The following is a 22910-nucleotide window of genomic DNA, read 5'->3' as shown; positions in this document are numbered from 1 at the left end:
TTGAAGGCCCGTATCGGCGTATGTGGACAAAGCACCCACAACGACCCCTGTGGGGGACGGGTCCGCGTGCGGACTGCATCGCCCCGGACACGGCGCCCGCGGACTGCATCGCCCCGGACGCCGCACCCCGGACAGCATCGCCCCGGACGCCGCACTACCCAGGCCACAAGCTTGCGGACGGCAACTGTCCGCAAAGTGCAAGGTTCCACGGAATCACAGGGCAGAATTGTCAGCATGTACCTGCTGCTCGCCGCCCATCCAGACGGCGCAGCCATTCAGGAAATCAACGCTGCCGGAGTAGCCGTGGCGGAGCCGCGCGCGGTACGAAAGGCGGATCTCGCCGTCGTCGTCAGCGGGTTGGAGAAGAGCCGTCCGCGCTGGGTCTGGAACCGGACGCAGGATTGGTACCCGGCGATGCTCCAGGCCGGGGTGGAACTGGAGCGTTGCCACGACCTCACACTCTGCCGCGCCATTCTGGTGCATTCTGAGTTCACGGCCCACACGGACTATGCCCGCAGCGCGGAAAAGCTCACGCAAGACGACGAAATGCCGGTTCCGCCGCGGGTCCTCCAGCCTCCCCCGCCGCCCGCCGAGCAGGACGCGCTGTTCGACGACTTGGTCCCGCGCAGCACCCAGCCAAGCCTGGACGAGATCCGGGCCGAATTCGCGGCCCAGCAACATGCGCTCGGCCAGGCTTCCAAGGAAGAAGGCCGGCAGCACCGACTGAAACTGCTGCTGGCTGCGGAATCCGCCGGTGCCATGATCGCCGCCGAAATGCAGTTCACGGGTGTGCCGTGGCAGGAGACGCTGCACGAAGAAATCCTGGAAGGCCACTTGGGTCCCCGCCCACCCGCCGGCCATCGGCCGGCCAGGCTCGAAGCTCTCTGCAACGAGCTTCGCGGGATTCTCCACTCTCCGAAGCTGAATCCGGATTCACCCCAGGACCTCATGCGTGCACTCCATCGGAACGGGATCGAAGTAAAAACCACCCGCCAGTGGGAACTCAAGGAATCGAAGCATCCTGCCATCGAGCCACTGCTGGAGTACAAGAAGCTCTCCCGTTTGTTCGCTGCCAACGGCTGGTCGTGGCTGGACGCGTGGGTGAGCGACGGGCGGTTCCGCCCCGAGTACGTGGTGGGGGGCGTGGTTTCCGGTCGTTGGGCGTCCAGGGGAGGCGGGGCGTTGCAGATCCCCCGCCAGATCCGGGGCGCGGTGCATGCCGACCCGGGGCACAAATTGATCGTCGCGGACGCCTCCCAGCTCGAACCCCGGGTTCTGGTGGCGCTCGCGCAGGACTCGAAGATGGCCGAGGCTGCCCGGGACAAGGACTTGTACGCCGGTATCGCCGCGCAGGGTTTCGGTGGCGACCGTTCGAAGGCCAAGATCGCCCTGCTGGGCGCAATTTACGGTGCCACCACGGGCGAATCCGGGCGCCTCATGCCACAGTTGACCCGGACTTATCCCCGGGCAGTCGGCTTCGTGGAACAGGCAGCCCGCGACGGCGAAGGCGGCCGCACCGTGACCTCAAGGTTGGGGCGCAGCAGCCCGCCGCCGTCGGAACGCTGGATCCGCAGCCAACAATCCACGACGGCGGAAGAACAGCGGCGCGCGGATAGCATCGCCCGCTCGCGGGGCCGTTTCACGCGGAACTTCGTGGTGCAGGGTTCCGCGGCGGACTGGGCGTCGTGCTGGCTTGCCGAACTTCGACGGCGGCTACGCACCGCACGTGCCGACGGCCTGCCTGCCGGGGAACTAGTGTTCTTCCTACACGACGAAGTGATGGTCCACGCACCTGCAGAGTCGGTGGAAGCGTGCATCAAGGCCATCGAAGAGGCCGCAGCCGCGGCGAAGGAACTGCTGTTCGGGCGGGTTCCGGTGGAATTTCCGGTGAGCGTCGCCGTCGTCGATTCCTACGACAAAGCGAAGTAATCGGCGCTATTGCCCCGCGCCCGACAGCAGAGGACGATTGCCCCGTGGGACACAAAGGCCACGCACCGCTGGCTGCATACATCGCCTTCCAACTGACCGCTCTGGAAGGACAATTGCCGCTGGTTGCAGCGGCCGATCCGGAAGCCGTACACAACGCCAGGCTCGCCCTTCGCCGGCTCCGTTCAGTGCTTAGCTGTTATCGCGGCATGATTCCCAAACTCCCCCGGACCGCCCGCGAGGAAGTCAGTTGGCTCGCAACTTCGCTCGGCGAGTCCAGGGACGCTTATGTCCTGGCGCAAAGGATACGGCTGTCCCTGGACACCAAGGACTCGTGGAAAAACCCCGGGACCGTGCGCCAGGCCGTGGAGGAACTGGAAGCGTCCAGCGCCCGGCTGGCCGCTGCCCTGGGTGGGCACAAGCGCAGCAAACGCACGGTGCGGGCCGCAAGGGCAGCCCTGTTGGAAGTGCCCACCGCAAGGGAATACAAGCACCCGACGGCGGACCTCGCGGAGCGCCTCCAAGGCCGGTGGGAGCGGTTGCAGCACAGCCTCGCGGAGCAGGCAGGCAGCAACGACCCGGAGGTCCGTAACGCCGCACTCCACCAGGCGCGCAAAGACGTCAAGTGCCTCCGTTACTCAGTGGAGGCAGTTGCGGACGCCTTCAGCCATCACGCTTCGGGCGTGATCCAACCGGCGATCGCCCTGCAGCGGTTGTTGGGTGAGCAACATGACGCTGTCGTGGCCGGCGAATGGATCAGGGAACTGGCGAAAAACCCCGGCGTCGACGCGGAAGATGCCCAGAGGCTGGAATCGATGGAGGTCCGGCGGCGACTCAGCGCGGAGGAAGAGTTCCGGATGGCAATCGCCGAATATCCGGTGCCGGCACCACGGCGCGCACTGATCTTTTGAAGCCCGGAACCATAACCGCCGGCGGCCCCGAAAGCGAGTCATATGGCGGAAACGAACCCGGCATGACCCGGGCAAGTAATGTACCCCAAAGTAACTTCAGCACGCCCCTTCCTTCTCGATAGTCTCGTCTTGTGGCGTTCGACGTGAGGGGCGCCACAGTGCAAAGACGCACTCACTGCGCAAGTCACTGTGCGGGCAGTATCCAAGGGGGAACAGCAAAATGGCTGGACGATTCGAAATTCTCAAAGACGGCGAAGACGGCTACCGGTTTCGGTTGACGGCCGCCGATGGAACCTTGGTGGCGGAATCGCCACGGTTCAAACACCTGAAAGCCGTAGTGGACGGCATCAACGCCGTGCGCGAAAATGCTGCCACGGGCATCGTCGTGGATCGCTCAAAAACCGTCCGGCGCGCAGCATAGCCGGAGCCAGTGGCGGGCCAGCGGCCTGCCTGCGCAAGGCACATTGCTAGAGGCTAGATCTCGATCTCAAGCACGCGCTCCGTGTCCCACGGAACCGTCCAGCCCAAAGCGTCGAACAAACCGCTGAGCACCATCCCGGTGAAACCCCAGACCACGAGCCCGTTGACTTGGAAGACCGGGCTCGAGAAAGTCCGGCCGAGCCGCGTGAGCGTCCCGGTGTATCGATTGTCGGGATCCAGGAGATCACGCACCGGTACGCGGAACACCTGGGCGGATTCGGCGTAGTCCACCACCCTCACGGGCGACGGCGACGCCCACCACGCCAAGACCGGCGTGACCACAAAATTGCTGCGGATCAGGCCGAGTTCCGGCATGACACCCAGCACCTGGACGCCACCGCTGTCCAGGCCTGTCTCCTCCACCGCTTCCCGGAGGGCTGCCGCGACGGCTGACTCATCCCCGGGATCGATGCTGCCGCCGGGGAACGCCACCTGCCCGGGATGGTCGTCCAGGGTGTGGGCGCGCTCCAGCAGCAAGACGTCCAAGTCCGCGGGGGCCACTGGTTTCCCGGATTGGGCGGGGACGTCGTCCAAGACGCCGAAGAGCATGAGCACGGCCGCTTTCCGTGCCTTGTCCGGATCGACGGTTGCAGCGGCAATCCGTGGATCAGGGCCGGGATGGAGGCCCGAATCGATCCTGGTGATGAGGCTGACGAGATCCTCGAGCGCCGTCATGCCGGCCTCCTTTGCGATTCCATGCGAATCTCCGCCGCGCGGTGGGTCTCGGCAAGCAACTGTGCGAGAAGCGCTTCGTTGCCGGGCGCCAGTTCGTATTTGAGCAACTTGGCTGCTTTGACGGGATCCTTTTCGCCTTCACCGTAACTCGGGCACCAGTTGGCCACTGCACACGCTCCGCACGCCGGCCTGCGCGCGTGGCAAACCCTGCGGCCGTGGAAAACAACGCGGTGGGACAGCATGGTCCAGTCCTTGGGCTCGAACAGCTCGGCGACATCGAACTCGATCTTCACCGGGTCCTCGGACGTCGTCCAGCCAAACCTGCGCGCGAGCCTTCCAAAATGCGTGTCCACGGTGATTCCCGGGACACCGAACGCGTTGCCAAGTACCACATTCGCCGTTTTGCGCCCGACGCCGGGCAGTGTCACCAGGTCTTCCAGCCGGCCGGGAACCTCGCCGTCGAACTCGTCCACCAAACGCGTGCTGAGCGCCAGGACGTTCTTTGCCTTGGCACGGAAGAAGCCGGTGGGCTGCAGGATCGCCTCCAGCTCGGCAAGCTCGGCCTCGGCCATGCTCCGGGCATCCGGATAGCGCGCGAACAGGATCTTGGTGACCTGGTTGACCAGCACATCGGTGGTCTGGGCTGACAGCACCGTGGCCACGACCAACTCGAACGGGTTCCGGAAATCAAGCTCAGCGTGGGCGTAGGGATAGAGCTCAGCAAGCGCCTTGTTGATTTTGCGCGCACGCCGCTTCAAAGCCAGCGGGGTTTCGACGACGGTGTCCACGGCGGGCCAGGCTAGCCGCGTTCGATGTGGCTGAGATCGCGCAGGACGCCCACACTGCCGTCAGTATCCTGCACGAGGAATTCCGCGCCGCGGTCTTCGAGGGCCAGGACCCACGCGCCCGGTTCGATGGTGAAGGCGGGCATGCCGGTGTGCTCGTCGACAACGACGCGGGGATGGGCCACGGCGAACCAGAATGCCTCGTACCCGGAGGCGTGGCCGGATTCGTCCGTTCGCGTGGCCGGATCGACGGTGGCGCCGATGGGCTCGTGAACCCGGGGCTGATCGACCGTGCCGATGTGCTGGGTGGCCGGTCCTGCGCCGGAGTCCGGGCCGCCGACGATGGGCGTAGCCATGGTGGCAGTAGGCAGGTGCTTGGGCTCCTCGGGCGTCGGCGCGTGCACCTCCCGCCCGCGGTCGGCAACTGCAGTCTCGGCAGGTACGACGGCGGCCGGCCCGGCAGGCGCGACGGCGGCGGCGGCTTCAGTGGCTGCGGGTTCAGGGACAGGTTCGGTGGTGGTCGCAGCGGCAGCGACGGGTTCAGCGACAGGCGCGGCTGCGGCAGGTGCGGCGGGTGGCGGCGCGGCAGCGGCGGGGATCTCCTCTGCTGCCAAGCTGGCCGGTGCCGGGCTGGCAGGCTCCGGCTTGGGCTTGGCCGGCTTCGGCACCGCAGGCTTGCGGGTTGGAACGGTCGATTCCCGGGCCACAATGTGAGCTGGCTGTTCTGCACGGTCCTGGAAATCGTCGCGGAGGAACGGCAAGTGGGGAGCCAGGACCGTCGCGGCCAGAAGACCTAGAGAGCCGATAAGTCCGACGAGCACGAAGACGGTAAACGCGCCTGCTGCGGACAGGAAGAACAGGGTCAGGGCGAACGACGCCACGACGGAAGCGAACTGGTCAGTCGAAAGGGAACCGATCCTCACGATGTTCCCCGGCTGCAGGCGCCGGGCAACGAACAAGGCGGTAACGACGAGGGGAAGAATGATCCCGAGTGCCAGGAAGAAAAGGTTGTCGAGGTTCCACAAGTTATAGCGCCCGCCAAACATCGGCAGGAGGGACCCCACAAACATCACCAAGGTGGAGCCGAAAACGGTCAGGTCCCGGATAGTGAACGGACCCAGCACGGCCTGGTACTTCGGGGAGGTCACGCTGCCGGGCTCTGGCGCCCCGGATCCAGCTGCTGCTTCGGGGGCCGACCCGGGCGCGAGCGCACCGTATTTCGGACCTTGGCTCGTCTGGTTCATGTGCAAATCTCCTTAGTACGGCGGTGTTCCGGACGCCGCCGCCCAAGGCTGCACCCAGTAATTTCCGGGCCGGACCGGGCGGCAAGTTCTCGCGTCTCGAGACCTCTTCAGCCTATGCCACGCATCTGACAGTCCACTAGTTGGCATCGGCGCGGAGGCAGGCACGCCACGCCGTAATATTCCCCGCCTTGGGAGCCAAGCGAAAGCCTTCAGCACCGTTCGGCGCGAATCACCGGCCGCTCACGGTCCGGATTGTGACCGCAGACACTTGTTGTCGGCTCAAAACGCTAAGGTGGGTTCCGGAAAAGCTCTTTGCGGAATCCCGTGAGGCGCCGCAGCCCAACGCCGTGCACGATTGGCGCGTGGGGCGGCCCCGACACAGGACAACCGCGCGGCAGAGATCGATGAATGATGAGGTTCACATGTCCCAGGACGCCAATGGATCGACGACCACCGCTGCACCCGGATCCGACGGGGCAGGCAACGGCGACGCCCTCGAAAACCTTCTCCATGAAAACCGGAAGTTCGCGCCCACCGCTGAGTTCGCGGCCAACGCGGTAGTCGGCGCCGAAGTCTATGCGGAAGCCAATGCGGACCGTCCCGCGTTCTGGGCCAGGCAGGCCCGGGAACTGCTGGACTGGGACACGGACTTCACCGAGGCCCTGGACTGGTCCAACCCGCCGTTCGCGAAGTGGTTCGTCGGCGGCAAGGTCAATGCCGCGTACAACGCCCTGGACCGGCACGTGGAGAACGGGCTCGGGGACCGGGTGGCCATCCATTTCGAGGGCGAACCGGGCGACACCCGCTCCTACACCTACGCGCAGCTGACCGAAGAGGTGAAGAAGGCCGCCAACGCGTTCGAGTCGCTCGGTGTGGCCAAGGGTGACCGGGTGGCCGTGTACCTGCCTATGATTCCCGAGGCCGTGATCACGATGTTGGCCTGTGCCCGGATCGGGGCCGTGCATTCGGTAGTGTTCGGCGGTTTCTCCGCGGATGCCCTGCGTTCGAGGATCGATGATGCCGAGGCCAAGCTCGTGGTCACCGCGGACGGCACGTACCGGCGCGGGAAGCCCAGCCCGCTCAAGCCGGCCGTGGACCAGGCCCTGTCCAAGGAAGGCCATTCGGTCCGGAACGTCGTGGTGGTCAAGCGCAACGGCCAGCCGGTGGACTGGCACGAGGGCAGGGACCAGTGGTGGGAGGACACCGTCGGCGCCGCGTCCGGTGAGCACACCGCCGTCGGGCACGACGCCGAACACCCGCTGTTCATCCTGTACACCTCCGGGACCACGGGCAAGCCCAAGGGCATCCTGCACACCACCGGCGGCTACCTGACCCAGACCGCGTACACGCACAAGGCGGTCTTCGACCTGCACCCCGAGACGGACGTGTTCTGGTGCACCGCCGACGTCGGATGGGTCACCGGCCACTCGTACGTCGCCTACGCCCCGCTCGTGAACGGCGCCACCCAGGTCATGTACGAAGGCACCCCGGACTCCCCGCACCAGGGCCGCTGGTGGGAAATCGTGGAGAAATACAAAGTCTCCATCCTCTACACCGCCCCCACGGCGATCCGGACGTTCATGAAGTGGGGCCGGGACATCCCTGCCAAGTACGATCTGTCCTCGATCCGGGTCCTGGGCTCGGTGGGTGAGCCCATCAACCCCGAGGCCTGGATGTGGTACCGGGACGTCATCGGCTCCAACGCCGGGAAGAACGGGGAAAAGAAGGAACACCCTGCCCCGATCGTGGACACCTGGTGGCAGACCGAGACCGGCGCCCAGATGATCGCGCCCCTGCCGGGCGTGACGGCGACCAAGCCCGGTTCTGCGCAGGTCCCGCTGCCGGGCATCGCGATCGACGTCGTGGACGAGGCCGGCGAGTCCGTCCCGGACGGGCACGGAGGCTACCTCGTGGTCCGCGAACCCTGGCCCGCGATGCTGCGCGGCATCTGGGGGGACCCGGAACGGTTCAAGGACACCTACTGGTCCCGCTTCGAGGGCATGTACTTCGCCGGGGACGGGGCCAAGAAGGACGAAGACGGCGACGTATGGCTCCTGGGCCGGGTGGATGACGTCATGAACGTCTCCGGGCACCGGCTCTCCACCACCGAAATCGAATCCGCCCTCGTGTCCCACCCCTGGGTGGCCGAGGCCGCCGTCGTCGGGGCTTCCGACGAAACCACCGGCCAGGCCGTGGTCGCGTTCGTCATCCTGCGCGGGGACGCCGTCAACGACGGCGACGCCACCGTCGCCGAACTGCGCAACCACGTGGGCAAGGAAATCGGCCCCATCGCCAAACCCAAGCACATCCTCGTGGTCCCCGAACTGCCCAAGACCCGCTCGGGCAAGATCATGCGCCGCCTCCTCAAGGACGTCGCAGAAGGCCGCGAAGTGGGCGATGCCACCACCCTGTCCGATCCGACCATCATGGCCCAGATCGCGGAATCGCTGAAGAAGTAGGCTCTGCCCCAAGCAAACAAAAGCGCCAAGGCACCACGCAAGGGCGGCGGTTCTCTCCCAGGAGGACCGCCGTTCTTGTCTTAAAACCCGCCGTCGCAAGAATGTTATATTTAGTTCTTTCATGTTCTCTTTTGAGCGGTTATAGTCGAGTTCTACGTGAGATAACTCACAAGCACCACGCTTTCAAGGGAGAGAACATGGCAGCGAATCTTGACCCGTTCCAGTCGGCCTACAACGCCGGCCCTGGACGCCGCACCATCCTGAAAACGCTCGGTATAGGCGCTGCTGGGCTCGCCGGCATTCCGCTGCTGGCTGCTTGCACCGGCGGATCCGGACCGGCTCCCGGAGCTTCCTCGAACAGCCTGACCTTCGGTTCAGGTTCCTCGGACGATGTTCCCAAGGCCGCCTACAAAGCCGTCACCGATGCCTTCACCAAGAAGTCCGGCATCACGGTGGCCACCAACGTCGTCCCGCACAACGACTTCCAAAACAAGATCAACTCCTATCTCCAGGGCAGCCCCGACGATGCCTTCACGTGGTTCGCCGGCTACCGCATGCAGTACTACGCGGGCAAGGGCCTCCTGGCTCCCGTAGACGACGTATGGGCAACGATCGGCAGCAACTTCTCCGACGCCATGAAGAAGGCCTCCACCGGCCCGGACGGCAAGATGTACCTGGTCCCCAACTACAACTACCCGTGGGGCTTCTTCTACCGGAAGAGCTTCTGGGCCGAGAAGGGCTACGCAGTCCCCAAGACGTTCGATGAGCTGAAGACCCTGGCCACCAAGATGAAGTCCGACGGCATCATCCCCATCGGCTTCGCGGACAAGGACGGCTGGCCGGCCATGGGCACCTTCGACTACATCAACATGCGCCTCAACGGCTACCAGTTCCACGTGGACCTGACCGCCCACAAGGAAAGCTGGGACCAGAAGAAGGTCAGCGACGTCTTCGACACCTGGAAGGCCCTCCTGCCGTTCCAGGACCCCAACGCCCTCGGCCAGACCTGGCAGGACGCGGCCAAGGCACTCGAAGCCAAGAAGACCGGCATGTACCTGTTGGGTTCGTTCGTGACCCAGCAATTCACGGATCCCGCCGTGCTGGCGGACATCGATTTCTTCCCGTTCCCGGAAATCGCGGTGGAAGGCACCGACGCCGTCGAGGCCCCCATCGACGGATTGCTCCTGTCCAAGAAGGGCGGCGACAACAAGGCGGCTCACGACTTCCTGGCGTTCATGGGATCCGCCGAAGGCCAGAACGCCTATTCAGCCGTGGATGGCTCCAACATCGCCACCGTCAAGGGCGCCGACACGTCAAAGTTCACCCCGCTGAACAAGAAGTGTGCAGACACCATCTCCAACGCCAAGTACATCAGCCAGTTCCTGGACCGTGACGCCCTCCCTGCCATGGCCAACAACGTGATGATCCCCGCGCTGCAGTCCTTCATCAAGGACGGCACCGTGGACGTCAAGAACCTTGAAGCGCAGGCCAAGACCCTTTACGCAGCCCAGTAGCTGAAGGAATCCCCATGAGTACTACCGCCGAGAAACCGGCAGCACCGGACAGCGAACCCGGTGCTGCCGGGCGAACCACGGCCGGCAAGAGCCAGCCCGGCACCGGCAGGCGGACCGGCAAAGCAGGCAGGGTCCGCCGCCTCACGCGCCGCGACAAATTCGTCCTCGCCATCATGGTGGGCGTGCCTACCCTGATCCAGCTCCTGCTTGTCTGGCTGCCCACGCTCTTCTCCATCGCGCTGAGCTTCACCCGCTGGAACGGCCTGGACCTGAAGGACATCAAGGCCGCAGGGACGGACAATTACCACTACGTGGTCCAGGACTATCCCCCGTTCTGGCCCGCCATTCAACACAACGTCCTCTGGCTCGTCTTCCTGGCCCTGATCGCAACACCCCTCGGCCTGCTGCTGGCAGTGCTCCTGGACCAGAAGATCCGCGGCAGCAAGATCTACCAGAGCATCTTCTTTACACCGGTCATGTTGTCGCTGGCCCTCATCGGCATCATCTGGCAGCTTTTCTACAACCGGGACAGCGGACTGCTGAACTACCTCCTGGGCACGGCGGGCACACCACAAGCCGTGGACTGGTTCGGAAATTCGAACGTGAATATCTGGGCGGCCATGGTTGCGGCAACGTGGCGCCACGCGGGCTACGTCATGATCCTGTACTTGGCCGGGCTCAAGGGCGTGGACCCCTCGCTGCGGGAAGCGGCGTCGATTGACGGCGCCAGCGCGGCGCAGACGTTCTTCCGCATCGTCTTCCCGGCTATGCGCCCTGTGAACATCGTGATCGTGGTGATCACGATCATCGAGTCGCTCCGTGCCTTCGACATTGTGTACGTCATCAACCGAGGGACCAACGGCCTTGAATTGATCAGCGCCCTGGTGATCCAGAACCTGATCGGCGAAGGCCAGGTGATCGGCGTCGGTTCGTCCCTCGCGGTCATTCTCCTGGTCATCTCGCTGATCCCCATCGTCTTCTACCTCATCCGCACCTTCGGCAAGGAGAGCAAGGCATGAGCACCCTCGCCAACCCCATCCCGCGCACGGCAGCCACCGGCGGAACCCGGAACTCCGGCAAACGCCACTACGGGACCCACATCTTCCTGACCGTCATGGCCATCATGTGGCTTATTCCGCTGGGTTGGTCCTTGTTCACGGCTTTGCGTCCCAAGGCGGACACGGACAAATACGGCTACTTCAGCCTTGGCGGCACTTTCAATTTCGACAACTTCATCACGGCCTGGACCCAGGGCGGATTCTCGAAATACCTCCTGAACTCGGTGATCATCACCGTCCCCTCGGTGCTCCTGACCTTGTTCTTCGCCTCGATGATGGCATTCGCCGTCTCCAGGGTGAGCTGGAAGTTCAACGTCACGCTCCTGATCATGTTCACGGCCGGCAACCTCCTGCCGCCGCAGGTCCTGGCGGCTCCGTTGTTCGAGATGTTCAAACATGTCACGCTGCCGTACTCCTTCAGCGATTCCGGCAACCTGCTCAACACCTACATCTCGGTGATCGCCGTGGACACTGCGTTCCAGATCGGTTTTTGCACCTTCGTGCTTTCCAACTACATGAAGGCCCTCTCGTCCGACCTGACGGAAGCCGCACTGGTGGACGGGGCCGGGATCTGGCGGCAGTACTGGAACATCATCCTGCCGCTGTGCCGACCCGCCCTCGCGGCGCTCGGAACCCTGGAAGTCATCTTCATCTATAACGATTTCTTCTGGCCGCTGCTCTTCATCCAAAGCGGAAACCGGCTGCCCATCACGACGGCCATCAATAACCTGCAGGGCGAGTTCCTCAGCAACTACAACCTCCTGGCGGCCGGTGCCACCATCACCGTGATACCCACCCTGATCATCTACCTCGTGCTGCAGCGCCAATTCGTGGCCGGCCTCACGCTCGGTTCCAGCAAAGGATAAAACGCATGGCAATGGATTACATCGTCGACAAGTTGGGCGGCCGGATCGCGTTCGGCGGCGACTACAACCCGGAACAATGGCCCGAAGAGGTCTGGAAACACGACGTCGCCCTCATGAAGGAAGCCGGAGTGAACCTGGTCAGTGTCGGCATCTTCAGTTGGGCCCTTCTGGAGCCCGAAGAAGGCCGCTACGAGTTCGCCTGGCTCGACAGGATCCTGGACCTGCTCCACACCAACGGGATCAGCGTGGATCTCGCGAACGCGAGCGCTTCTCCCCCGCCGTGGTTCAGCCGCAAGTACCCCGATTCGCTCCCGGTGGATGCCGACGGCGTCCGGCAAAGCTACGGTTCGCGGCAGGCCTTCGCGGCGTGCTCGCCGGACTATCGCCGGGCCGCAGCAGCCCTGACGACGGCGATCGTCCAGCGCTACGCGGGTCACCCCGCCGTCGTGATGTGGCATGTCCACAACGAGTACGGTTGCCACAACCAACCGGACTTCGGCCCGCACGCGGAGCGTGGCTTCCAGGAATGGCTCCAGGCCAGGTACGGGAGCCTGGACGCGCTCAATGAGGCCTGGGGTACGGCCTTCTGGTCCCAGCATTACTACGACTGGGCCGAGATCCTGCCGCCGCGGCGTTCGGGAACGTGGGTTAACCCCACGCAGCAACTGGATTTCGCGCGGTTCTCCTCCGACGCCCTGCTTGAGTGCTTCAACGCGGAGGCAGACATCATCAGGGCACATTCGAAGCACCCCGTCACCACCAATTTCATGGGCTTCAACATGGGCCTGAACGCCCCTGTGGACTATTGGCGCTGGTCCGGGCACATGGACGTGGTGTCCAACGACCACTATCTGATTGCCGCCGACGAACGGAACTTCCAGGACCTGGCCATGACGGCGGACCTCACCCGCGGCTGGGCACAGGGCAAACCATGGCTCCTCATGGAACACTCCACCTCGGCAGTCAACTGGCAACCCCGCAACGTGGCCAAAGTGCCGGGCGAAATGCTGCGCAATTCCCTGCAGCACGTGGCCCGCGGAACCGACGGCGTGTTGTTCTTCCAATGGCGAGCTTCCCGCGCCGGGGCCGAAAAGTACCACTCCGGACTGGTCCCCCACGCCGGCCGCGACAGCAAAGTGTGGCGCGAAGTGGTGGAGCTGGGCCGGGCGCTCGAGAGCATTTCGGAGGTGGCCGGCTCAACGGTCCAGGCCGAAGCCTGCATCATCCATGACACCGACGCCCGCTGGGGCACCGAACTGGACTCGCATCCCAGCGAAGACGCGCGGAACCTCCCGGAATCGCGGCGCTGGCACGATGCGCTCTACCGGGCCGGCATCACCACGGACATCCGGCAAAGCACCGACGATCTTTCCGGCTACAAACTGGTGATCGCGCCCATGCTGTACCTCGTCACCGATGAGGCCGCCGCGAAGCTCCACGAGTATGTCCAAGCCGGCGGAACCCTCGTGATCACGTATTTCTCCGGGATCGTTGACGAGAACGACCACATCCGGATGGATCCGGTCAACGGCGGCGGTTACCCAGGGGCATTTTCCGAACTGCTGGGCGTCAGCATGGAGGAATTCTTCCCCCTGCGCTCAGGCGATGCCGTGGGCTTGAGCCGCTTCGGCTCGGGGACGGTCTGGAGCGAGCTGGGGAAGGCAACCGGGGCGGAGGTTCTTGCCACGTTCGACGGCGGCACGGACACAAGCGGCGCACGCACCGGCGTCGACGGCTCGCCCGCGGTGACCCGCCGGGCGGGATCCGCCGGGCGCGGTGCCGCCTACTACGTCGCCACGACCTTGGGCCGCGAGGGGCTGGCCGAACTCGTCCAGCTCCTCTGCTCGGACGCCGGAGTGGCACCGGTCCTGGGCGTTCAGCCTCCGGAAGACGTGGAAATCGTCCGCAGGAGCAACGGCACCAAGGACTGGACTTTCGTCATCAACCACAGCGCGCGGGACGTGGAGGTGCCGCTCGACGGCGTCGAGCTCCTGGGCGGGACACCTACCGGAGGTACGCTAAACCTTACTGCCGGAGGCGTCGCCGTCGTCGCCACTCCCGCCTAGCCACCCGCCGTCCGTCCAGAAAGGCTCCGATGCTTCAGGCAGCCCGCCACACCGCCATAGTCGACGCCGTCCAGCGTGAACGCGTTGTCCGCGTCTCGGACCTCGCGCAACTGCTGGGCGTCTCAGCCATGACTGTTCGGCGCGACATCGAGTCGCTTGAGGAGTCCGGGCTCGTCGAGCGCATCCATGGCGGGGCCAAGATACCGGGCGATGCCCGGACCCACGAGCCCGGCTTTGAGCTGAAATCCACCCAACTGGTCGACGAAAAGCACGCGATCGCCGTCGAGGCCGCCACCCTGGTCCACGAAGGCATGGCCGTGGGCTTGAGCGCCGGAACCACCACCTACGAGCTCGCCAAGGTACTCCTGGAAGGCCCGCGGATCACGGTGGTGACGAACTCCATCAGGATTGCGGATCTCTTCCACAACGCCTCAGGTTCGCGGGAGGCTTTCCCGGTCATCGTGACGGGCGGCGAGCGCACGCCGTCGGACGCTCTGGTGGGTCCCATCGCGACGGCCGCGCTGAAGCAACTGCATTTGGACATGTTGTTCCTGGGCGTCCACGGCATGGATGCGGACGCCGGATTCACCACGCCGAACCTGCAGGAAGCCGAAACCAACCGGGCGTTCATCAGCGCGTCACGCAACGTGGTGGTCTTGGCGGACCACAGCAAGTGGGGAACTGTCGGCATTGCATCGATTGCCCAGCTGGAGGAAGCCGACGTCCTCGTGACGGACTCGCACCTCGGCGAGGATGCCCGGCGCATCCTCGCCGACGGCGTCGGAAAGCTCAGGATCGCCGCTCACTAACGCGTGGGCGGGGAAGGCGTTACGGGCACCCGCACGATTGGCGGATGCGGAGCTGGGTGGGGAAGACCCTGTGCTGCGGGGGTTCGTTGCGGTTCTCGCCCACCAGCGCGGATACTGCGGCCTCTGCCATCTCCCACACCGGCTGTTCCACCGTGGTCAGGGCCGGCCAGGTGTATTCAGCCTCAACCGAGCCGTCGAAGGACGCCACGGCGATATCCTCCGGAACGGAGAGACCTGCCTCGCGGATTGCCCGCAGGACCCCGATTGCCTGCATATCGGAGCTGGCGAAGATCGCCGTCGGACGGTTGGCAGATGCCAGGAGGCGTTGTCCGGCAGCGTAGCCCCCGGGGCGGTCGAAACCGTCGCGTGCAAGGGGTCCAGGAGGCAGACCGGCGGCTTGCAGAGCACGCAGCCACCCCTCTTCCCGTCCGTCCGTCACGTTGTCCGCCGTGATGCCCATGGCGAGTCCGATGTTGGTGTGTCCGTGGCCGATCAAATGTTCCACGGCCAAGCGGGCTCCGGCCTCAAGGTCCACTCCGACGCTGTTGAAACCAGGGGCGATCGAGGCATGGTTCAGCAGGACCGAGCGGATTTCAGTGCCGAAAAGCTCCAGTAGATCGGGTTCGAACATGACGCTGGCCAGGACCACGCCATCAACCTGCCGGTCAGCGAGGTTGCGGATGTGGCGGCGTTCGGAGTCCAGCTTGTTGTCGGAATTCGTCAGCAGCAAGGCATAGCCGCGCTCGGCGGCAGCCACTTCCACAGCGTGTCCCAGCAGCGCCCAGAAGGGGTTGCTGGAGTCAGGAATCACGAGGCCGAGGGTCTGGTTGGATCCCATTTTTAACGCACGCGCCGCGGCATTCGGCCGGTATCCCAGGATCCGGATGGCCTCTTGGACCTTCGCTTCCGTTGCCGGCGCCACCTTCTTGGGGCCGCCGTTCACCACATAGCTCACGACGGCGGTGCTCACCCCGGCGTACCGGGCCACGTCTTTGCGCGTCACCGGTCCGCGCGGGGTGTGCACTGCCGAAGTAGTCATTGGATCATGCTAGCTACAAAGCCTCCGGAGCATCGCCGAAATCGCGGATGGGGAGCCGTTCCCCGCCGCGGAGCGCGGACTCGTGCGCCACGACGCCGGGGAGCGTGAAGCGCGCCGCCACCCACGCGTTGACCGGAGGAAGGCTTCCCTTGTTCACGGCCGTGACGAAGTCGTCCACCAGGAACTGGTGGCTGCCTTCGTGCCCGGTGGGGGCTCCCTCGAATTCAACGGGGAGCCGTCCGGCGTCGTGCACCGGAGCGAGGCCGGAGATGAACGCACCGCGAAGTTCGGGGGCGACGTCCGCCAACGAGGGGTCATCGGCCGACATGCTCGGCTTGGTCTCCACCTGGTCCGAGACGTCCAGGACCCCCTCCTTGTCCTGCCACAGCGTGGTGGTGGCCAGCTGCTCGAAGCTTGCCTCCGTGCCGAAGAAGCGGAAGCGCGATTCGCGGATATGCGAGGGGTAGCCGACGCGGCGCATCTCGTTGGTGCGCATCGCGCCGCCGTCGTTCATTTCGAACAGCGCAGTGGCGTTGGAGAAGTCGTTGTCGAACATGCTGACTTCCTTGTCGAAGACGCCGTCGCCGCGATCGTCCTTGACGCCGATGCAGCTGACGCTCACGGCGTGGCCCGGTATGGCGCCCAGCACGCCTCCGATGGCGTGCGTCGGGTACAGCATGGGCGGGTAGCTGGCGGTTGCTTTCCAGTTTTCGCCGCCGCTGTACTGGTAGGCCTCGTAGAAGCCCAGGTCCATGTCGTGGACGTAGTCGCCTTCGGTGTAGAAGATGCGGCCGAACTTTCCGGCGGCGTGCTGCTTGCGCGCATAGACGGTTGCGGGGTTGTAGAAGCTGGTCTCTCCCATGGCATAGACAAGCTTGGTTTCACGCACCGCCTCGATGATCCCGGCGATCTGTTCCTCCGAGATTGCCATCGGAACAGCCGAATAGACGTGCTTTCCGGCGCGCAGCGCCTTGATCACCAAGGGCCCGTGCGTCCAGCGTTGCGTGAAGATGGCGACGGCGTCGACGTCGGAGGCCAGCAACTCGTCGAAACTGGCCATGATGCCGTCGAGCCCCAGCTGTTCAACAGCTTTGGACGCCCGTTCAGGGAGCTCGTCCACTGCGTAGACCGCTGAAACCCCGGGGTGGAGCTTGAAGAGGTGGGCGAATTGGCCCCCGAACTGGCCGAGGCCTACTACTCCCATTGAAAACGTCATTGTTAGCCCTTCGATTCGTGTGGGTGGCTTCAGAATGCCATCGCCGCGCCCGGAGAGGCTCGACGAGTGACTCAGGCCAGTGAATCACTGGGATCTACTCGAGTCAATAAAAAGCAATAAATCCAAAATAATCGAACAAAAGTTCACAAGACCACTTGACCCCTTCATATCTACTCGTGTAGATTTCCATCAGTTGTAACCCACATCACAGTCAGGAAAGGGTCGAAGATGACCACCCTTGCCAAACAAGCGGAGCCCGCCGCGCTTCCCCAACCGGGCAAACCAAAAAGGTTCGGCATCCGCCGGATCGGTGACTTGAAGATCGCGTTGCTCTTCATCTTCCCGGCGATGATCGGCTTTGTTCTTTTCTTCCTCGTCCCCACCATCCGGGGCATCTACCTCAGCTTCACCGAGTACAGCATCCTGGGTGATCCCACCTGGATCGGCCTGAAGAACTACACGTCGATCTTCAGCGACGACCTGTTCTGGAACGCGATGGCCGTCACCGTCCAATACGTTGCACTGAACATCGGTTTCCAGACCGTCATCGCCATCGGACTCGCGCTCCTCATGCACCGCGTGGCCAAGTCCACCTTCATCCGCGGCGTCCTGTTGCTGCCGTTCCTCGTGGCGAACGTGATCGTCGCGCTGCTCTGGTTCTGGATGCTGGACTACCAACTGGGCATCGTGAACGAGATCATCAACTGGATGGGCCTGCCCCGCATCGCCTTCTTCGGCAGCGATCAATGGGCCATTCCGACTATCGCCTTCGTCAACGTGTGGCGGCACATGGGCTACACGGCCCTGCTGATCTTCGCCGGCCTGCAGGCCATCCCCAACCACGTCTACGAGGTAGCCAACCTTGACGGCGCCTCCCCCACCCGGACCTTCTGGAGCATCACCATGCCGCTCCTTCGCCCGGTGCTGGTCCTGGTCCTTGTGGTCACCGTCATCGGTTCATTCCAGGTCTTCGACACCGTTGCCGTGACTACCGGAGGCGGACCCGTCAATGCCTCCCGGGTCATCCAGATGTACATCTACCAAAAGGCGTTCGGCGAGTCCGATTTCGGCTACGCCTCAGCGCTGTCCGTCATTCTCTTCATCATTCTCGCCCTCGTGGCCTTCATCCAGATGAAGTTCCTCAAAGGCAACGAGACGGACCTGGACTAAGGAAGCCCCGCCATGAGTACCTCCACCAATTCCCGCCGTTCGCGCGAGTCCGCCACCGCCGTCGTCGGCTCTCCGCAATCGCGCCGCCCCCGCACGAAACCCTTCAACTGGCGCCGCGCAGGTGCCTGGGTCCTCGTAGCGATCGCCGTCGTGGTCACCCTGGCACCGTTCCTCTGGATGCTCCGGACTGCACTGTCCAGCAACCATTCGCTCGCCTCGAACGCCGGCAACCTCCTTCCCGCGGACTTCAGCTGGGGCGCGTTCCAGCGGGTCTTCGGGCTACAGAGCCCCGAGCAGGCAATCGCCGAAGGCGGTTCCGGCGCTGACATCAACTTCTGGCTCTACCTGCGCAACTCGATCGTCTTCGCCACCATGACCACCGCAGGCCAGGTGTTCTTCAGCGCAATGGCCGCCTATGCCTTTTCCCGCCTGCGCTGGCCCGGCCGGAACAAAGTGTTCGCGATCTTCCTGGCCACCATGATGGTCCCGCCGATCTTCACCGCCCTGCCCAACTTCCTGATGATCAAGAACCTGGGCCTGCTCAACACCTTCGCCGGGCTGGCACTGCCCTTCATGTTCATGACCCCGTTCGCCATCTTCTTCCTGCGCCAGTTCTTCCTGAGCATGTCCCGCGAAGTGGAAGAGGCAGCCATGCTCGACGGCGCCAAGCACCTCCGGATCTTCTTCCAGATCGTGATCCCCAACGCCGCAGCACCCCTGGCCACCCTGGCCCTGCTGACCTTCATCGGTCAGTGGAACGAGTACTTCTGGCCGCTCCTGGTGGGCCAGGACGAAAGTGTCCGCGTCCTCACTGTGGGACTGGGCGTCTTCAAGTCCCAGTCCCCGCAAGGGGCGCCGGACTGGAGTGGGCTCATGGCCGCCACCCTCGTGGCAGCGCTGCCCGTCCTGATCCTCTTCATCGCCTTCGGCAAGAAGGTGGTCAACTCCATCGGCTTCTCCGGCATCAAGTAAGTCATCCCCCAGCACCGCCCCGTTCCATCGCAACCCCCTGAAAGGTCCACCATGAAGAAATCCATTGGCACCGTCGCAGCCGCCGTCGCCGTCGCTGCCGCAGCCGCGCTGTCACTCTCCGCCTGTGGCGGTTCCACCCCCGTCTCCAGCGAAGCAAAGGGCGAGATCAACTACTGGCTGTGGGATGCCAACCAGCTCCCGGCATACCAGCAGTGCGCGAGCGACTTCACCAAGGCAAACCCGAACATCACGGTCAAAATCACCCAGCGCGGCTGGGACGACTACTGGACCACCCTGACCAACGGCTTCGTGTCCGGCACCGCCCCGGACGTCTTCACCGACCACCTGTCCAAGTACCCGGAGTTTGCTTCCAAGAAGCAGTTGCTGGCCCTCGACGATGCCGTAGCCAAGGACGGCGTCAAGCTGGACAGCTACAACAAGGGCCTGGCCGATCTCTGGGTAGGCCAAGACGGCAAGCGCTACGGCCTCCCGAAGGACTGGGACACCATCAGCCTCTTCTACAACAAGGCGATGACTGACTCCGCCGGGATCACCGCCGAGCAGATGGCCAAGCTCGATTGGAACCCCAAGGACGGCGGCAGCTACGAAAAGACCATTGCCCACCTGACCGTGGACAAGAACGGCAAGCGCGGAGACGAAGCCGGCTTCGACAAGAACAACGTGGCCGTCTACGGCTTGGGCTTGGAGTCCTCCGGTTCCGGCCAGGGCCAGACCCAATGGAGCTTCCTCGCAGCCACCACCGGCTGGACCGCTACCGACAAGAACCCGTGGGGCACCAAGTTCAACTACGACGACCCCAAGTTCCAGGAAACCATCGCCTGGTGGGCAGGACTGGCGGACAAGGGCTACATGCCCAAACTCGAAACAACGGTAGGCGCCAGCGTGTCGGACAACTTCGGCGCGGGCAAGGCCGCAATCAATACCAGCGGCTCATGGATGATCGGCCAGTACACCGCCTACAAGGGCATCCAGACCGGAATCGCCCCCACGCCGGTTGGTCCGAGCGGTAAGCGCGCGTCCATGTTCAATGGCCTCGCCGATTCCATCTGGGCCGGCACCAAGAACCCGGCAGCGGCCACCAAGTGGGTCGAGTACCTTGGCTCGTCGGCTTGCCAGGACGTCGTCGCCAACAAGGCTGTTGTGTTCCCGGCGATCAGCACGTCCTCGGACCTGGCCGCCAAGGCGTTCGCGGCCAAGGGTGTTGACGTCTCCGCTTTCACCCAGCAGGTCAAAGACGGGACCACTTTCCTCTTCCCCATCGCGGACAAGGCTGCCAAAGTTGACGGCATCATGAAGCCCGCAATGGATGCAGTACTGAGCGGCAAGAAGCCTGCCAGCTCCCTCTCCGACGCCAACAACCAGGTCAACAACCTCTTCAAGTAACACCAGTCCCGCCAAGCCAGTCCGGGCGCCGCCGCTTTCACTCCTTTGACGGCGGCGCCCGGACTCTCCACTCCCGCATCACGCGACACACGACTCTCTGAAAGTGAACCAGCCCATGGACCCGCTCCACCTCCGTTCCGCCGGCACAAGCCTGGTGGTCAGTTTCGATAACGGAGAGGCCGAGGTCATCCACTGGGGTGCCGATCTCGGCAGCACCCTCCCGGACCTTGCCATCCTGGGCGAACCCATTCCGCACTCCGCCGTCGACGCCAACGTACCGGCCGCACTCCTCCCGCAGGGCTCCTCCGCGTGGCTGGGCCGCCCGGGCCTGCGCGGCCAGCGAATCGCCGACGGCGTTCCGGGACTGGACTTTTCGCTCCGGCTTCGCGTGGTGGATGTGCAGGCTGACCCTAGCTCCGCCGTCGCCTCCGCAGCGATTGTCCAGAAGGACCCCGACGCCGGAATCACCGTGACGTCCACACTCACCCTTCACCCCGGCGGCCTTCTGGAGCTGCGCCACACCGCGGTCAACGACGGCACGTCCCCCTTCCAGCTCGACGAGCTCGCCACCGTCCTCCCGGTGGGGCCGGACGCCGTCGAACTCCTTGACCTCACCGGGCGCTGGTGCCGCGAACGGCACCCACAGCGCCGGCCCGTGCAGCAAGGGACGTGGGTGCGCACGGGTCGCCACGGCCGCACGGGGCACGATTCCTCGCTGCTTTTCGCGGCGGGCACCGCCGGATTCGGCAACCGCCACGGAAAGGTCTGGGCCACCCACTTGGCGTGGAGCGGCAACCACGAACAATTCGCCGACACCGTGGCCGATGGCCGCACGATGATCGGCGGCTCCGAGCTCCTGGGCCCGGCCGAAGTAGTCCTCCAGCCCGGCGAGGGCTACACCACACCCGCCCTGTTTGCCGCCTACTCGGACCGTGGCCTCGACGGCATCAGCGAAGCGTTCTACAGCTGGTTCCGCTCGCGCCCGCATCACGTCCTTCCCGCGGCTTCCACGGGACTCCCCGCCGGCAAGCCCCGCCCCGTGGTCCTCAACACCTGGGAGGCCGTGTACTTCGACCACAAGCTGGACACCCTGATCGAGCTCGCCGAGTCCGCTGCGGAGCTGGGCGTTGAGCGCTTCGTGCTCGACGACGGGTGGTTCCGCGGGCGCCGCGACGATCACGCAGGCCTGGGCGATTGGTACGTCGACGAAACCCTTTGGCCCGATGGCCTGACACCGCTCATCGAAGCCGTGAACTCCCATGGCATGGAATTCGGGCTCTGGGTGGAACCGGAAATGGTCAACCTGGATTCCGATGTCGCCCGGGCGCACCCCGACTGGATCGTGGGCCCCGCGGCACTCTCCCACAAGGACGGCGGCCGCCTCCCTCTGGAATGGCGGCACCAGCACATCATCGACCTCGTCAACCCGGCGGCCTGGCAGTACGTCTTCGAGCGGATCGACGCCCTGCTCGGGGAAAACAACATCAAGTACCTCAAATGGGACCAGAACCGGGACCTCGCCGAGCACGGCCATGCGGGCCGTGCGTCCGTACACGCGCAAACCCTCGCCGCGTACCGGCTCTTCGACGAGCTCCGCAAGGCCCACCCCGGCGTCGAAATCGAAAGCTGCTCCTCAGGCGGGGCCCGGGTGGATCTCGGCATCCTTGAGCGGACCGACCGGATCTGGGGATCGGACTGCAACGACGCCCTCGAGAGGCAGACCATCCAGCGCTGGACCGGCGTAGTGGTTCCGCCGGAACTGGTGGGCGGGCATATCGGCCCCACCACCTCGCACACCACGGCCCGCACGCACGATCTCTCCTTCCGCGCCATCACTGCGCTATTCGGGCATTTCGGCATGGAATGGGATGTCCGCCACGTCCAAGGCGCCGAACGCGAGGAGCTCAAGCGCTTCATCGGCCTGTACAAGGAGCACCGGGGGCTCATCCACAGCGGGCGGATGGTCCGCGCGGACGTTCCCGACGACTCACTGATGTTGCACGGTGTGGTGTCCGACGACGGCGCGTCCGCGCTGTTCGCCGTCGTCAGCACCCGGACGTCGTTCGCCGAACAACCCGGGCGTATCGCTGTTCCGGGCCTCGACCCCGAGCGCTCTTACAGGGTGCAAGCAATTTTCCCCGCGCCTGGCGATGCGGACTATGCCCGCACCTTCACCCAGGTGCAACCTCCGGCATGGCTGCCATCCGGAGCTGAGGCAAGCGGGCGCTTCCTTGCGGAGGTGGGACTCCCCGTGCCTGTCCTGAACCCTGAGCACGCGTTGCTGCTCAGCATTACTGCGGTGTAGCTGCCGTTTGG

Annotated in this window: 18 protein-coding genes; 13 read left to right on the top strand and 5 right to left on the bottom strand. The window is 64.6% G+C overall.

The features are described 5' to 3' along the window. Positions 1 to 234: 234 nt before the first annotated feature. The 3 genes from QRN51_RS13445 to QRN51_RS13435 all read left to right on the top strand — a co-directional run bounded on the left by QRN51_RS13445 (position 235) and on the right by QRN51_RS13435 (position 3258). Positions 235 to 1929 carry a bifunctional 3'-5' exonuclease/DNA polymerase gene (locus QRN51_RS13445; RefSeq protein ID WP_284990349.1) on the top strand — a complete coding sequence of 565 codons (1695 nt, stop codon included), beginning with the start codon at positions 235 to 237 and terminating at the stop codon, positions 1927 to 1929. Positions 1930 to 1973: 44 nt separating this feature from the next. Further along, positions 1974 to 2837: a CHAD domain-containing protein gene (locus QRN51_RS13440; protein ID WP_284990348.1), complete on the top strand. Its 864-nt coding sequence runs from the start codon at positions 1974 to 1976 to the stop codon at positions 2835 to 2837. Between the two features lie 220 nt (positions 2838 to 3057). After that, positions 3058 to 3258 carry a YegP family protein gene (locus QRN51_RS13435; protein WP_084784587.1) on the top strand — a complete coding sequence of 67 codons (201 nt, stop codon included), beginning with the start codon at positions 3058 to 3060 and terminating at the stop codon, positions 3256 to 3258. A 53-nt stretch (positions 3259 to 3311) separates the two neighbouring features. On the opposite strand, the gene QRN51_RS13430 is transcribed toward QRN51_RS13435, so the two are convergent. The 3 genes from QRN51_RS13430 to QRN51_RS13420 are packed head-to-tail and all read right to left on the bottom strand — an operon-like array spanning position 3312 to position 6021. Beyond that, positions 3312 to 3992, bottom strand: a complete 681-nt coding sequence (locus QRN51_RS13430) for an NUDIX hydrolase (RefSeq protein WP_059389496.1) — start codon at positions 3990 to 3992, stop codon at positions 3312 to 3314. Beyond that, positions 3989 to 4780 (bottom strand): endonuclease III, encoded by a 792-nt coding sequence (gene nth, locus QRN51_RS13425; RefSeq protein ID WP_284990347.1) that lies wholly within the window; start codon positions 4778 to 4780, stop codon positions 3989 to 3991. The genes QRN51_RS13430 and nth overlap by 4 nt, the downstream gene beginning before the upstream one ends. An 11-nt stretch (positions 4781 to 4791) precedes the next feature. Next, entirely contained in the window at positions 4792 to 6021 is a 1230-nt protein-coding gene (locus QRN51_RS13420; RefSeq protein WP_284990346.1) for an MFS transporter, read from the bottom strand. 422 nt (positions 6022 to 6443) lie between these two features. Between QRN51_RS13420 and acs the strand changes: the two genes are divergently transcribed. The 6 genes from acs (at position 6444) to QRN51_RS13390 (ending at position 14793) form a co-directional block, all read left to right on the top strand. After that, a complete protein-coding gene (gene acs / locus QRN51_RS13415) occupies positions 6444 to 8480 on the top strand; it encodes an acetate--CoA ligase (RefSeq protein WP_284990345.1) in 2037 nt (678 codons plus the stop codon). 197 nt (positions 8481 to 8677) lie between these two features. Beyond that, positions 8678 to 9994, top strand: coding sequence for an ABC transporter substrate-binding protein (locus QRN51_RS13410; RefSeq protein ID WP_284990343.1), 1317 nt, complete (start codon positions 8678 to 8680; stop codon positions 9992 to 9994). A gap of 14 nt (positions 9995 to 10008) precedes the next feature. Continuing rightward, positions 10009 to 11013: a carbohydrate ABC transporter permease gene (locus tag QRN51_RS13405; RefSeq protein WP_059389493.1), complete on the top strand. Its 1005-nt coding sequence runs from the start codon at positions 10009 to 10011 to the stop codon at positions 11011 to 11013. After that, positions 11010 to 11918, top strand: coding sequence for a carbohydrate ABC transporter permease (locus QRN51_RS13400; protein ID WP_284990342.1), 909 nt, complete (start codon positions 11010 to 11012; stop codon positions 11916 to 11918). Before QRN51_RS13405 ends, QRN51_RS13400 begins: the two co-directional genes overlap by 4 nt. A gap of 5 nt (positions 11919 to 11923) precedes the next feature. Then, complete coding sequence (locus tag QRN51_RS13395) at positions 11924 to 13984, top strand: beta-galactosidase (protein WP_284990341.1); 2061 nt, start codon at positions 11924 to 11926, stop codon at positions 13982 to 13984. A 29-nt stretch (positions 13985 to 14013) separates the two neighbouring features. Next, entirely contained in the window at positions 14014 to 14793 is a 780-nt protein-coding gene (locus tag QRN51_RS13390) for a DeoR/GlpR family DNA-binding transcription regulator (RefSeq protein ID WP_284990340.1), read from the top strand. Positions 14794 to 14812: 19 nt separating this feature from the next. Here the strand turns inward: QRN51_RS13390 and QRN51_RS13385 are convergent, their stop codons facing one another. Continuing rightward, positions 14813 to 15832, bottom strand: a complete 1020-nt coding sequence (locus tag QRN51_RS13385) for a LacI family DNA-binding transcriptional regulator (RefSeq protein ID WP_284990339.1) — start codon at positions 15830 to 15832, stop codon at positions 14813 to 14815. 13 nt (positions 15833 to 15845) lie between these two features. After that, the gene (locus QRN51_RS13380; RefSeq protein ID WP_284990338.1) at positions 15846 to 17048 is read right to left on the bottom strand and encodes a Gfo/Idh/MocA family protein; all 1203 of its coding nucleotides are present in this window, start codon (positions 17046 to 17048) and stop codon (positions 15846 to 15848) included. Positions 17049 to 17276: 228 nt separating this feature from the next. On the opposite strand from QRN51_RS13380, the gene QRN51_RS13375 reads away from it, so the two are divergent. The 4 genes from QRN51_RS13375 (at position 17277) to QRN51_RS13360 (ending at position 22899) form a co-directional block, all read left to right on the top strand. Further along, positions 17277 to 18218: a carbohydrate ABC transporter permease gene (locus tag QRN51_RS13375; RefSeq protein WP_059389488.1), complete on the top strand. Its 942-nt coding sequence runs from the start codon at positions 17277 to 17279 to the stop codon at positions 18216 to 18218. A 12-nt stretch (positions 18219 to 18230) separates the two neighbouring features. Beyond that, positions 18231 to 19190, top strand: coding sequence for a carbohydrate ABC transporter permease (locus QRN51_RS13370; RefSeq protein ID WP_059389487.1), 960 nt, complete (start codon positions 18231 to 18233; stop codon positions 19188 to 19190). Positions 19191 to 19241: 51 nt separating this feature from the next. Further along, positions 19242 to 20594, top strand: coding sequence for an ABC transporter substrate-binding protein (locus QRN51_RS13365; RefSeq protein ID WP_059389486.1), 1353 nt, complete (start codon positions 19242 to 19244; stop codon positions 20592 to 20594). A gap of 115 nt (positions 20595 to 20709) precedes the next feature. Beyond that, positions 20710 to 22899: an alpha-galactosidase gene (locus tag QRN51_RS13360; RefSeq protein ID WP_284990368.1), complete on the top strand. Its 2190-nt coding sequence runs from the start codon at positions 20710 to 20712 to the stop codon at positions 22897 to 22899. Positions 22900 to 22910 lie beyond the last annotated feature (11 nt).

The organism is Arthrobacter sp. efr-133-TYG-120 (genome assembly GCF_030209785.1).
Classification (GTDB): domain Bacteria; phylum Actinomycetota; class Actinomycetes; order Actinomycetales; family Micrococcaceae; genus Arthrobacter.
The sequence above is the reverse complement of the archived record's forward strand: the minus strand, read 5'-3'. Positions and strand labels throughout refer to the sequence as shown.

Bases quoted from the DNA above. Each gene is read 5' to 3' on its own strand.
- QRN51_RS13380 (WP_284990338.1), bottom strand. From the start codon at position 17,048: ATGACGTTTTCAATGGGAGTAGTAGGCCTCGGCCAGTTCGGGGGCCAA.
- QRN51_RS13400 (WP_284990342.1), top strand. From the start codon at position 11,010: ATGAGCACCCTCGCCAACCCCATCCCGCGCACGGCAGCCACCGGCGGA.
- QRN51_RS13435 (WP_084784587.1), top strand. From the start codon at position 3,058: ATGGCTGGACGATTCGAAATTCTCAAAGACGGCGAAGACGGCTACCGG.
- QRN51_RS13395 (WP_284990341.1), top strand. From the start codon at position 11,924: ATGGCAATGGATTACATCGTCGACAAGTTGGGCGGCCGGATCGCGTTC.
- QRN51_RS13445 (WP_284990349.1), top strand. From the start codon at position 235: ATGTACCTGCTGCTCGCCGCCCATCCAGACGGCGCAGCCATTCAGGAA.
- QRN51_RS13370 (WP_059389487.1), top strand. From the start codon at position 18,231: ATGAGTACCTCCACCAATTCCCGCCGTTCGCGCGAGTCCGCCACCGCC.
- QRN51_RS13365 (WP_059389486.1), top strand. From the start codon at position 19,242: ATGAAGAAATCCATTGGCACCGTCGCAGCCGCCGTCGCCGTCGCTGCC.
- QRN51_RS13390 (WP_284990340.1), top strand. From the start codon at position 14,014: ATGCTTCAGGCAGCCCGCCACACCGCCATAGTCGACGCCGTCCAGCGT.
- QRN51_RS13405 (WP_059389493.1), top strand. From the start codon at position 10,009: ATGAGTACTACCGCCGAGAAACCGGCAGCACCGGACAGCGAACCCGGT.
- QRN51_RS13385 (WP_284990339.1), bottom strand. From the start codon at position 15,832: ATGACTACTTCGGCAGTGCACACCCCGCGCGGACCGGTGACGCGCAAA.
- QRN51_RS13420 (WP_284990346.1), bottom strand. From the start codon at position 6,021: ATGAACCAGACGAGCCAAGGTCCGAAATACGGTGCGCTCGCGCCCGGG.
- QRN51_RS13375 (WP_059389488.1), top strand. From the start codon at position 17,277: ATGACCACCCTTGCCAAACAAGCGGAGCCCGCCGCGCTTCCCCAACCG.
- QRN51_RS13430 (WP_059389496.1), bottom strand. From the start codon at position 3,992: ATGACGGCGCTCGAGGATCTCGTCAGCCTCATCACCAGGATCGATTCG.
- acs (WP_284990345.1), top strand. From the start codon at position 6,444: ATGTCCCAGGACGCCAATGGATCGACGACCACCGCTGCACCCGGATCC.
- QRN51_RS13410 (WP_284990343.1), top strand. From the start codon at position 8,678: ATGGCAGCGAATCTTGACCCGTTCCAGTCGGCCTACAACGCCGGCCCT.
- QRN51_RS13360 (WP_284990368.1), top strand. From the start codon at position 20,710: ATGGACCCGCTCCACCTCCGTTCCGCCGGCACAAGCCTGGTGGTCAGT.